Below are 11,622 nucleotides of genomic sequence, written 5' to 3' on the forward strand. Positions count from 1 at the left end.
GGAGATTCTTATGAAACTATTCAAACCACTCTTAACTGTTTTGGCACTCGCCTTTGCCCTTATCTTTATCACAGCTTGTAGCTCAGGTGGAAATGCTGGTTCATCGTCTGGCAAAACTACTGCCAAGGCTCGCACAATCGATGAAATCAAAAAAAGCGGTGAACTACGAATCGCCGTATTTGGGGACAAGAAACCGTTTGGTTACGTTGACAATGACGGTTCTTACCAAGGATACGATATCGAACTTGGGAACCAACTGGCTCAAGACCTTGGCGTGAAGGTAAAATACGTTTCAGTCGACGCTGCCAACCGTGCTGAATACTTGATTTCAAACAAGGTAGATATTACTCTTGCCAACTTTACAGTGACTGACGAACGCAAAAAACAAGTTGATTTTGCCCTTCCATATATGAAAGTCTCTCTTGGTGTCGTATCACCTAAGACTGGTCTCATTACAGACGTCAAACAATTGGAAGGTAAAACCTTGATTGTCACAAAAGGAACGACTGCTGAGACTTATTTTGAAAAGAATCATCCAGAAATCAAACTCCAAAAATATGACCAATACAGCGACTCTTACCAAGCCCTTCTTGACGGACGTGGAGATGCCTTCTCTACCGACAATACTGAAGTTCTAGCTTGGGCGCTTGAAAATAAAGGATTTGAAGTAGGCATTACTTCCCTCGGTGATCCCGATACCATTGCGGCAGCAGTTCAAAAAGGCAACCAAGAATTGCTAGACTTCATCAATAAAGATATTGAAAAATTAGGCAAAGAAAACTTCTTCCACAAGGCCTATGAAAAAACACTTCATCCAACCTACGGTGACGCTGCTAAAGCAGATGACCTGGTTGTTGAAGGTGGAAAAGTCGACTGATACTCAATGAAATCACAAAAAGAAATCAGGTAATCTTAGTAACTACCTGATTTTCTATGTTTTAAGCATTTTGCCAATTTTCTTGGTCTTCTTTAAATCGTTTTAAGAGGTCCAATCCTTCTGGTGTGATATAGCCTTCTTCTTGGGCTAGGTGGATGAGCTCACTATAGTTTGAAAGTGTCACCAATTTCACGCCAGCATCCGCAAAGTTCTTATCTGCTTTTGGCAATTGGTAACTGAAAATTGCTACAACTCCAAGCACATCTGCTCCTTCTCGCTTAGCTGCTGCTACGGCTTCAAGAACAGAACCACCAGTTGAAATAAGGTCTTCAACCACTACCATTTTTTGTCCTTGAGCCACGCGTCCTTCGATTTGGTTACCAGCTCCGTGGTCTTTTGGTTTGCTACGGATGTAGGCAAATGGCAAGTTCATCTTATCAGCAATGATAGCTCCGTGTGGAATTCCTGCTGTCGCAGTTCCTGCAATCACTTCTACTTCTGGAAATTCTACTTTAATAGCTTCTACAAAGCCATTTTCAATTAAGGTACGAGTTTCTGGATAGGCCAGAGTCACACGGTTATCCGTGTAAATCGGTGACTTGATACCAGATGCCCAAGTGAAAGGCTCCTCTGGTTTAAGGTAAACGGCTTGGATTTTCAAGAGGTGGCTAGCGATATCTTTAGCAAGTGTCATGGTATTCTCCTTTTATTTTTCTAATCTATTTCTTTAGTTCCAGTCCTGTGTCCATTCATCCTTGATAGCATGATAAGCTGCAACAGGATCCTCAGATTGGGTAATGGGACGTCCCACTACGATATAGTCACTGCCGATTTGATAGGCATCAGCAGGTGTCATCACACGTTTTTGATCTCCAACTGCAGCTCCTGCTGGACGAATGCCCGGTGTCAGACAGATAAAGTCTTGGCTGGTAGCTTCTTTGATGACTTGCACTTCCTGAGCCGAGCAAACAACACCATCTAAGCCCGCTTCAGCTGTCTTCTTGGCATAATGAATCACAGACTCTTGCAGGCTGGTTTGGATGTTTTGAAAATCTTGCATCTGAGCTTCTGATGTTGATGTGAGCTGAGTGACAGCAATCAATTTTGCTTTACTTCCAAGACCTTCACGCGCAGCCTTCATCATCTCTACACCGCCAGCAGCATGAACATTGGTCATATCCACACCAAGCTGAGATAAGACCTTCATAGCTGATTTGACTGTATTGGGAATGTCATGAAGCTTGAGATCCAAAAAGACACTGTGACCCAGACCTTTCAAGTAAGATACAATCTCAGGACCTGTTGCGTAATAAAGCTCCATCCCTACCTTTAGGTAAAGACTTTCTTCTGCTGGGAAAAGGGCTAAAAATTCCTTGACCGCCTCAAAACTAGGAAAATCAAGAGCAATGACTGGACGATGTTCTCGCATAGGTTTCTCCTTTTACCTTTGCTAGTGAGAGAGGCTGGCCACAAGAAGCCACGAAAAAAGGAACCTGCCAACAGCAAGGTTCCACGAAAAATGGGTAGTCTCCACCCTTTCACCGTCTAACCTTAGCTGCCTCTCTGGACTGCTTTAAAGGTTTTTTACTATTCTATTATTTCTACTAGCACTTGTCAAGTAAAAACATGCAACGCTTTTTAAAGCGTCTTTTAAATCCCATGACCTATCGAAAAGGCTGGCCTTGTGCTTCAAATTTTCATAGTGTTCTTTTTTAGAATGACTTCAAAAACCGTTCGCAGCAAAAAATATAAAATTGTTTCCGTTGCTTTTGAACGATACAAATCGTATGACTTCGTGACTGATAAAAATCTAGATGAATATCTTGAGACCGAAGAAATCGACATCCCTGGGTATGATAAAGCTACATTTGTAGGAACAAGGGAAGGCACTTTGAAATACGACGTTTTTTATCCGCATTTTTACTTTACGCACTATTACAAAACTGTGGGCGGAGTAGATATCGAACCTGACAGTTACGTAGTAAACGATAAAACGGAAGCTTTCGAAGAGCAAAGGCGAGCGGACTACAAGCGCTATAAATTCCTGAAAGACTTCTGCAAGAAAGCAGAAAAAATTATGGTTCGGCGACTACTAAAAAAGAGGTTTTTGACCTCTTTTTCTTTTCATTTTATATAGCCGTAGTATCACAAAAAGTCCGAAAAACTGCAATTTTTCGGAAAGATAATTTCCTAAAAGAAAGCATCTTGGAAACTCCCAAAAGCCTTGGCGCTATAGGTTTCTCTAGTGATAGATAGGTCAAAAAATTATCTGAAAAGTTCCCAGGATCGTCGTCTCAGCATCAAAAATACGTCTTTTCTGCATGAAAAAACGCAAAATCAGCCTTCTCTATACAAAAAAAGAGGGGGAACCCTCTTTTTATTATTGTACGTTATCTACTGCATATTGAGCTTCTTCATCAGTGAATTTTTCAAAGTTTGTAAGTTGATCTTTAAGACTATCTTTTGACATGCCCAAAGTACTTTGGTAGTTTTTAGCTTTCTCTACTGCTGCTTTCTTCCAGTCGATTCCTGCATTATCTACTGCATATTGAGCTTCTTCATCAGTGAATTTTTCAAAGCTTGTAAGTTGGTCTTTCATGCCTTCTTTTGATAGGTGGACAGTTTTGTCATAGTTTTTAGCTTTTCCTACCGCTGCTTTTTTCCAGTCAATTCCTGCGTTTTCTACTGCATAATCAGCAGCATCTTCAGGGAACTTCTCGAAATCTACAAGTTGGGTTCTCATACCTTCTTTTGAAAGACCAATCGTTTTGTCATAAGACTGCGCTTTTTTCACTGCGTTCTTAAATTCAGCAGAAACATTCTTGTCTTCTTTCTTTTCCTCTTTTGGTTTCTCTTCAGACTTAGCTTCTTCTTTCTTTTCAGTTTTTGCTTCTGTTGCAGTAGAGTCCTTTTTATCAGGTTTTGGAGCAAAGATTCCAATAACTACTAAAACTGCAAAAACAATACCTACGATTTTTAAAATCTTCTTCATTTTTCTTCTTCCTATCAGCTTTTTTTGTGGTTCAGGAGTTGCACATAATAAGTAATTTAATTTTATAATACTAATTTTGAAAATGCAATTATTATCCGTAGTCTACGGCTTGCTTATAGTATCTTTATAAAGATTTACGCCATAGGCAACAGTCCATAAAGTGGCTATAGCCATGCTAAAAAGTGCGTCAGTATAGTACAAAGTGATAAAAAGCAAAGCTACTAAATTAGGAAAAACTGTAGTTCCTGCTATCTTTACTAGTATCATCTTATTCATGCCCCTATCAAGTTTCGCAAGCAACTCTTGCTTTTTACGTTCTAATTCTAAACAAGTTTCCTCGTCTGTTTCATTCACGTAGTTTGGATTGCTCCACGTAGGCACGTTGGACTTGCTTTCTTTTGGTTTTCTTGGTTTGGTAGATTTTTCTGGGATATCATTATAATTGGCTTTATAAAACGCTTCTGCTTGTCCTGCTGTCCTTATGTCATTTTCTGCCCACTCTCGCAAAATTTTCAAAGTGTAGTTGAAAGATCTAGCTTTTTTAGCTTTCTTTATCTCGTCAGCAAGTTCAAGAACTTTTAGGGCTTCACTTCTATCAAAAAACTTGGAAAGTTCTATAAAAGCTTACTAAAGAACTATGAGAGAAATGTAAACCCTAGCGACGCGATGAACGCTGACTTGTTTGGTTTCGATTGCTCTCTTCCTCCAATTTTTTCTTCTCTTCTTCCAATTTATTCTGCTGTTCTTCCAGCCTTTTCTTCTCTTCCTCTTTCTGTTTCTTCTCAGCTTCCTTAGCCTCTTGTTTGGCTTTTTCCTCAGCCTCCATAATTAATTTATCCGCCACAGTATAGCTGTATATCCCAGCTTCCATGTCAATCACACTCGGTTCTGACAATTGAGGCTTAATCTTACTGTAATATGGCAGTTTCTTACTCATTTCAGAAAGGGGAACCAAGATTTCGTCCGAATCATTCATGGTCAATCGAATTAGATCTGATGTGACCTTGCTTGGGGCTAATTCCACCTTCTGGATAGCCGCCTTGAGTTCTGGACTAATTTGAGCAAGTTCTGACGTAAAGGTCTTGATTTGTTCGCTGTCATTAAAGAGAACTGATATATAAGTTTCTGGCAGACTGACCAAACTGACCGAACTGGTCTCGAGCTGACCGCTTGAAAGGATTGGATAATGACTTTCTCCAGAAACATAGTAGGCCACAATATCATATTCCTTGACCTTGATTGTAAACTTGGTTGGAAATTGATAGACAAGCTGAGCTGATTCAACCCAATAGTTAGACTTGATCTGCTCTTCATATTTTGCCTTGTCTAGCAGAAGGTTAATCGTATAATCCGAATCCTGAATGCCTGAAGCCTGTCGAATATCATCAGCTGTAGTTTGCACTGTTCCCTCAACACGAATATCCTTCATAGTCGCATAAGGACTGAGCAAGTAAACAGAGGCAAGCAATAAAAGCAGACTGAGAAACAAAATCGAGATAGCCCGCCAGATATGAACTCCTGGAATTTTCGGTTTGACCGGTTTTTCCTTTACAGTCTTTTTCTCTATTTTTTTATCCTGTTTATTCTGTTTCTTTGGCTCTTTGGATTTTGGTTCTTCTTTGGCTACTTCTTTTTTGGCGTCTTCTGATTTTTCTACTTTTTCCTTAGCGTCTTCCTTATCTGATTCTGAATCTTTTGGTTCAGACTCACTCTCTTTGTCTTCAGTTTCATCTGATTTTTCAGATTTTGAAGCCATTCGAGCTTGTCTTTCCTTTTCCTTCTCCTCAGCTAGGGCCGCCTCTTCTTCAGCCTTCTTTTTTAGGTATTCTTGGTTTCGTTTCTGCCATTCTGATAACTCTTTAAATTCTTCGAGGATTTCTTTGCCCTCATTTTTCTTATCTTTTGACATTTACTTTCCTTATGATAAATCTTTTTTCAATAATTGATAAAAATCTGCAAGAGATTTCAATTCCTTTGAAGCCTTCATCTTAGCTTGGTAATCTTCCTTGTGACTTAGTAAGTGAGAAAGCTTCTCTCCCAAACTATCCAAGGTCAAATCGCTTTCTTGAAGCTCTTCTGCATAGCCTTTTTTTACAAAGTAAGCTGCATTTTCAATCTGGTCTCCACGACTAGCTTCACGACCAAGTGGCACAATAACATGTAATTTTGCCATGGCCAAAAGCTCAAAAATCGTATTGGCACCACCACGTGTCACAACAATATCAGCCAATTCCATCAAGGGTTGATAGAGATTGGTCACATAGTCAACACGAAAGAGATTTTGGCTCAACTCATTCAGGCTAGAATCTCCAGTTAAATTGATAATATTGTAGCGCTCTGTCAGTTCTTTCTTATGGTCTGTCACCAATTGGTTAAAGACACGAGCGCCTGCAGAACCACCAACAAACAATACTGTTGGCAATTTGGGATTAAAGTGGGTTTGAATATCTACCAATTCATCTGGTTCTGGACTTTTTTGGTCTGAAACCTTGGTCACTGCTCCCACATGCTCGACCTTAGACAAACTTGAATCTTGCTCAAAGGTTGAATACATCTTAGTCGCAAATTTATAAGCAATTTTATTGGCCAAGCCCATAGATAGGTCAGATTCGTGAATAAAGACAGGCACTCCTGAAACACGTGCTGCGATAACAGGTGGCACAGAGACAAAGCCTCCCTTTGAAAAAAGTGCTTGTGGACGAAGTCGCAACATAATAAAGAGAGATTGGACAATTCCCCAGCCAACTTTAAAGACGTCCAGCATATTTTGCCAAGAGAAATAACGACGCAATTTTCCAGTCGCAATGGAATGGAAGGTGACATCTAGACCCGACTTGAGGATTTCTTGGTGTTCGATACCACGCTTGTCCCCGATATAGTGGACTTCCCAGCCATCTTCGATGAACTTGGGCATCAACAAAAGGTTGAGGGTCACGTGTCCAACCGTCCCCCCACCTGTAAAGACAATTTTTTTCATATTATTCCTTTAACTCCGCTACTGTGTCGATAAATAGGTCGCCACGTACTTCAAAGTTAGCATACATATCCCAGCTAGCATTAGCAGGACTGAGAAGGACTACATCTCCTTGAGTCGCAAGTTCATAGGCTTTGCGGGCCGCATCTGCAATGTCAGTCGCATCCACATATGCCACACCAGCCTTGTCTGCTGCCCGTTTGACACGTTCTGCAGACTGACCTAGGATGACCATCTTCTTAAGTCCAGTAATGTCTGGTACCAATTCGTCAAACTCATTGCCACGGTCCAAACCACCTGCAATCAAAATGACCTTGCTGTTGTCAAATCCTGACAAGGCTTTTTGAGTTGCCAAGATATTGGTTGATTTACTATCATTATAGAATTTGACACCCTTGATTTCATCCACAAATTGGAGACGGTGTTTGACACCTCCAAAGGCTGAAAGAGTTTCTTTGATGGTTTGGTTGTCCACACCACGAAGCTTGGCTACAGCAATCGTCGCAAGGGCATTTTCCACATTGTGGCTACCTGGAACTCCGATTTCATTCGCTGCCATGACCACTTCCCCACGGAAGTAGAGCTGACCATCTTCCAAATAAGCTCCATCAACCTTTTCCTGTGTTGAGAATGGTACAACTGTAGCTTGTGTTTTTCTTGCCAATTCTTTTGCCAAGTCTTGGTTAAAGTTCAAGACAAGGAAATCAGACGCTGTCATCTTGTTCTGGATATTCCACTTGGCTGCTACATATTCCTCAAAAGAACCATGATAATCGATATGAGTTGGCATGAGGTTGGTAATAACCACAATCTCAGGATGGAATTCTTGAACGCCCATCAGTTGGAAAGAAGAAAGTTCCATGACAAGCGTGTCCTTATCTGACGCAGTTTGGGCCACTTGACTAGCTGGATAGCCGATATTCCCTGATAAAAGACCATGTTGCCCAGCAGCAGTCAAAACTTCCCCAATCATCGTCGTTGTGGTTGTTTTACCGTTCGAACCAGTAATACCAACAATCGGTGCTTCAGAAATCAAATAAGCCAATTCCACCTCGGTCAAGACTGGAATTCCCTTGGCCAAAGCCTTTTCAATCATGGGATTACTGTAGGGGATACCTGGATTTTTCACCATAAGGGCGAACTCTTCATCCAAGAGTTCCAAAGGATGACCGCCTGTGATGACCTTGATCCCTTCTTCCAACAAACTTTGGGCAGCTGGATTGTCCTCGAATGGTTTCCCGTCATTTACTGTCACAATGGCACCCAGCTTATCCAACAAACGAGCTGCAGATTCACCAGACTTGGCCAAACCTAAAACAAGGACTTTCTTATTTTTAAATTGATCTATTACTTTCATGTCTCGAACTCCATTTCTACTCTTACTATTTTACCATTTTTATGGAAATAAAAAAGCCACAAAGTGTGTTTGTGACTCTTTCTTCTAACTGAATTTTACCTTATCATCTATGTGATAAATCGGTAACTCGAATGACTTGGTCCACTTGCTCCCAAATCAGAGGATTGTGGGTCGCAATAATAATGGTCCGATTCGGATTTTTTAAAGATTCTAGGATGGAAAGTAATTCCTCAGAGTTTTTGGGGTCTAGTGAAGCGGTTGGTTCATCTGCCAGAATCAAAGGTGGATCCTTTAAAATTATCTTCGCTAGTGCAACACGTTGTGCTTCTCCTCCTGATAATTCAAAGATAGGTTGCTTTAAATCTAAATAAGAGAGGTTTACACGGTTTAGAGCTTGTTTCATCAAAGAGATTTTCTCTTTTTCTTTCAACTTTTTACCAACTAAACCCAGATTGAGATTCTCTTTGACGGTTTGACTTTCAATTAAGCCAAAATCTTGAAATAAGTATCCTAAGTAATCTCTAAAGAAAACAGAAGGCTTGATGTCCTTAAGAGAGGTACCATCATAGATGATTTGCCCTTTGTCATATGGCTCTAATCGTCCAATCATATTCAAGAGTGTTGTCTTACCGCAGCCACTTGTACCGATTAAGGCATAAATTTTCCCACCTTCAAAATGAAGATTCGTATCTGAAAATAGCTGACGGTTTCCAAACTTTTTAGATATATTCTTTAGTTCAATCATCCTATTTTCCTTTCATAATTGTCATAGAAACACGAGATTCTTTATGAGCTTGACGGTAAAGCGTCAAAACTGCACTAGCTAGAAAGACTAATAAAGTGAGCAAGCCAATCACCAAGTCTCGACTGCTTAAAATAAAGAAACTAGCACCAAATACAAAACTGGCAAATTGGCTAACCATATACTGAGCATGTGTTTCAAAAAATCGTAAACCTGAAATTCGTTTAATCAAGATGTCTCGACGGAATTGCTCGAAATATAGAAGATTGACAGAATAAAAGAGTAACAAGGAACTAGCTATCCCAACAATAGCTCCTAAAATAAGGGTTAGAGTTTCTGTTTGAACCTCATAGTAACGTGCGAGGTAAACACTTCGTCTTTCCTTGAGGTAGGAGACTTGAGCATAAATTCCTGCATTTTTCAAGAGTTTAATCCCATCTTCATATCCTTTGACAAAGATATTATTACCAGCATTGATAGACCAACTAGATAAGGATGTAAAACTATCACCTGTAGAAGTCGGCGTGAATACCACTAAAATCGGATCAGTCAAATACTGAGTGGTTACGGGATTCTCACCGTTATTATAAACAAACCGCTTTTCTCCAGTTGGAAGATAACTAACAATCGCTCTCATTTCATACTCTAAAGGAGCACTTGCCTCCTCACCAGATTTTCCATAATAACTCAATCTTTCTTCAAAAGCTTTCTTAAGTTCTGCTTCCTGTGAACGAAGAGATTCTGGTAATAAGAGTCCAAATTCACCTTTTTGAAGATGGGCTAGTTTCTGTCTAGTATCATCATTTACAGTAACATTTTCCTTCTCCAAATAACTGGGACTAACATAGAGCGTATTAGCATCTGGACTATAGGTATCCAGTGTCTCTCCTTGTTCATTTTTTCCTTGTTCATTTTTTCCTTGTGGATTTGCAAAATGAATGAGATTATCTTTTACAAATAGAGCCTGTTCTTCTTCGATTGCTTCCTTGGCAAAGGCATACCACTTATTCTGATTTTCTGTATCTTTTACTCTATCACCTAAGCCAAAGAAAATCTGGTAATAGTCTGCTCTGTCCTGCCATGCTTGTTTTGAAATTTCAAGTTCTTTCAATCGTTGGTAAGACGTCAAACCTGTCTTAACAGCGTAGCCTACTGTAAAAACAGCTACTAACTGACACAATAGGGTTAAAGCCATCAAGCGTTTAAGGGGTAATCTTCCCTTAATAACGGGAACTAATGCTTTATAACTCAAACTCATTAGGTAAAGGAGCATTAGTAAAATTGAAATCCCCAATAAAAACAAAAGATAGAAACTAATCCCAAAACCATAGGTAGCTAACAAGATAGGATAAAACAAACCTTGACTAAAAAGAACGACTCCCCCACCTAGGAAGGAAAGGAGGGCTGATAGAAGGAGCCATTTGATATCAGTAGATAAAGAATGCCCCATGATGGATAAGAGAGTCTGACCAGAAAAGAGTTTTATACCTGCAGCTCTCATTTCCTTAATCCGAGTGATAATCACTAGAGCAAAGAAAGATAAGCCAAATATTGCTAAACTAATTAAAATAAGGGGATTTAGTAATATTTGAAAAGCAAGAAAATAGGGCGGTATCTTTCGGTCAGCAATTGCTTTATAACCCAAATCTCCTAATTTATCGGCAAGCTTTTCTTTCGTCAGGGAGCCTGATAAAAGGAGATAACTATTTAGCGGATCACTACGTTCACGACTTTCTTGGCTAGCTTCTTGGAATTCTTTTGGTAAAGTTCCCTGACCATAAGTTGCATAAGTAAAGTGAGTCGTCCCATCCTTACTCGGCTCTACGATTCTTCTAGCTATTAAACTCTGTTCTGAGTTTGCAAAATTCTCCAATTCCTGTTCAAATACCTCACGCGTCGGTTCCTGAGTATCCTTTTTGACACGAAGTAAGGAGACGGAATCATAGCTTGCAAATAAATATTGTGGAGCACGTAAGACAATAATCCAAGCAAGGAAGAAGCTGAGAAAAAAAGTTGATAATAATATGAATAGTTTCTTCATAGTAGACTCCTTGTATAAGAGAATAACCCTATAGAACAAAGATTTTATGTTTTATAAATTCTTAGAATTATTTTCCTAGTTTAATCCATTACACCCTGAGCACCAAGACAACAAATTTAATCCTTCCTCGTTTTGAAAACGATTTCTTATGACTTAAGTATATCACTTTCTATATAATCTATCAACATCTTTTACCAAAATATTATTAGTAATAGAATTTTACAGTTCCCTTAAAAATAAATGTCAGTAACGAATTTTATTCAAGTTTTTCCCATTCATACTTTACAAGCAAAAGAGATGATGTTATAGTAAAAGGCAATTCAAACTATTGTAAAATTTCTACAAAAAAAAGAGAGCCAAAACTCTCTTTTTATCTTCTTTTACTTTTATGGACCGACATGAGGGTAATATCTCGCAAGCTAAAGTATGCTAGGAAGAGCATGGCGATTGCGATAAAAAATTCTGTCGGTAGCTGAAAGATTTGCAGAACAGACAGCATGAGTAAAATCAAGAGTGCTACGAAAGCAAAGACGACAAGGACGATATTGACTGTCCCTTTAATGCTTTCTGGTGTCGCAAATACATAGAGTAGTAATAAGAGGAGTCCTATGATTAAATAAACCATCTTTATCTCTTTCT

The 11,622-nt window shown here is 39.4% G+C and carries 11 protein-coding genes and 2 pseudogenes; 2 read left to right on the forward strand and 11 right to left on the reverse strand.

Annotated features, from left to right (window positions below; all coding sequences use genetic code 11):
• Positions 1 to 10: 10 nt before the first annotated feature.
• Positions 11 to 877, forward strand: a complete 867-nt coding sequence (locus QM956_RS08220) for a cysteine ABC transporter substrate-binding protein (RefSeq protein ID WP_125448135.1) — start codon at positions 11 to 13, stop codon at positions 875 to 877.
• A 61-nt stretch (positions 878 to 938) separates the two neighbouring features.
• Here QM956_RS08220 and pyrE read toward each other — a convergent pair whose 3' ends face one another.
• Positions 939 to 1,571 (reverse strand): orotate phosphoribosyltransferase, encoded by a 633-nt coding sequence (gene pyrE / locus QM956_RS08225; protein WP_125448136.1) that lies wholly within the window; start codon positions 1,569 to 1,571, stop codon positions 939 to 941.
• Positions 1,572 to 1,604: 33 nt separating this feature from the next.
• On the reverse strand, positions 1,605 to 2,306 hold the full coding sequence (gene pyrF / locus QM956_RS08230; RefSeq protein WP_261071207.1) for an orotidine-5'-phosphate decarboxylase: 702 nt from the start codon (positions 2,304 to 2,306) through the stop codon (positions 1,605 to 1,607).
• A gap of 288 nt (positions 2,307 to 2,594) precedes the next feature.
• Here pyrF and QM956_RS08235 point away from each other — a divergent pair, with 288 nt between their 5' ends.
• On the forward strand, positions 2,595 to 3,014 hold the full coding sequence (locus QM956_RS08235) for a hypothetical protein (protein WP_238096350.1): 420 nt from the start codon (positions 2,595 to 2,597) through the stop codon (positions 3,012 to 3,014).
• Between the two features lie 243 nt (positions 3,015 to 3,257).
• Here the strand turns inward: QM956_RS08235 and QM956_RS08240 are convergent, their stop codons facing one another.
• From QM956_RS08240 to QM956_RS08280, 9 genes and pseudogenes are all read right to left on the reverse strand, one after another.
• Positions 3,258 to 3,869 carry an Ltp family lipoprotein gene (locus QM956_RS08240; protein ID WP_261071206.1) on the reverse strand — a complete coding sequence of 204 codons (612 nt, stop codon included), beginning with the start codon at positions 3,867 to 3,869 and terminating at the stop codon, positions 3,258 to 3,260.
• A gap of 276 nt (positions 3,870 to 4,145) precedes the next feature.
• Positions 4,146 to 4,262, reverse strand: a pseudogene (locus tag QM956_RS08245) (DNA helicase); the annotation flags it as partial.
• 75 nt (positions 4,263 to 4,337) lie between these two features.
• A pseudogene (locus QM956_RS08250) lies at positions 4,338 to 4,487 on the reverse strand (DnaD domain protein); the annotation flags it as partial.
• A 37-nt stretch (positions 4,488 to 4,524) separates the two neighbouring features.
• Positions 4,525 to 5,778, reverse strand: a complete 1,254-nt coding sequence (locus QM956_RS08255) for a cell division protein FtsQ/DivIB (RefSeq protein ID WP_414302412.1) — start codon at positions 5,776 to 5,778, stop codon at positions 4,525 to 4,527.
• Positions 5,779 to 5,787: 9 nt separating this feature from the next.
• Positions 5,788 to 6,846 (reverse strand): UDP-N-acetylglucosamine--N-acetylmuramyl-(pentapeptide) pyrophosphoryl-undecaprenol N-acetylglucosamine transferase, encoded by a 1,059-nt coding sequence (locus QM956_RS08260; protein ID WP_414302413.1) that lies wholly within the window; start codon positions 6,844 to 6,846, stop codon positions 5,788 to 5,790.
• A gap of 1 nt (position 6,847) precedes the next feature.
• Complete coding sequence (murD, locus tag QM956_RS08265; RefSeq protein ID WP_414302414.1) at positions 6,848 to 8,200, reverse strand: UDP-N-acetylmuramoyl-L-alanine--D-glutamate ligase; 1,353 nt, start codon at positions 8,198 to 8,200, stop codon at positions 6,848 to 6,850.
• Positions 8,201 to 8,303: 103 nt separating this feature from the next.
• Positions 8,304 to 8,945, reverse strand: a complete 642-nt coding sequence (locus QM956_RS08270) for an ABC transporter ATP-binding protein (RefSeq protein WP_033689067.1) — start codon at positions 8,943 to 8,945, stop codon at positions 8,304 to 8,306.
• Position 8,946: 1 nt separating this feature from the next.
• Positions 8,947 to 10,983 carry a bacteriocin-associated integral membrane family protein gene (locus QM956_RS08275; RefSeq protein ID WP_414302415.1) on the reverse strand — a complete coding sequence of 679 codons (2,037 nt, stop codon included), beginning with the start codon at positions 10,981 to 10,983 and terminating at the stop codon, positions 8,947 to 8,949.
• A 370-nt stretch (positions 10,984 to 11,353) separates the two neighbouring features.
• Positions 11,354 to 11,608, reverse strand: coding sequence for a DUF3165 family protein (locus QM956_RS08280; protein ID WP_000262671.1), 255 nt, complete (start codon positions 11,606 to 11,608; stop codon positions 11,354 to 11,356).
• Positions 11,609 to 11,622: the final 14 nt, after the last annotated feature.

This window comes from Streptococcus mitis (assembly GCF_047460035.1).
GTDB lineage: Bacteria > Bacillota > Bacilli > Lactobacillales > Streptococcaceae > Streptococcus > Streptococcus mitis_DW.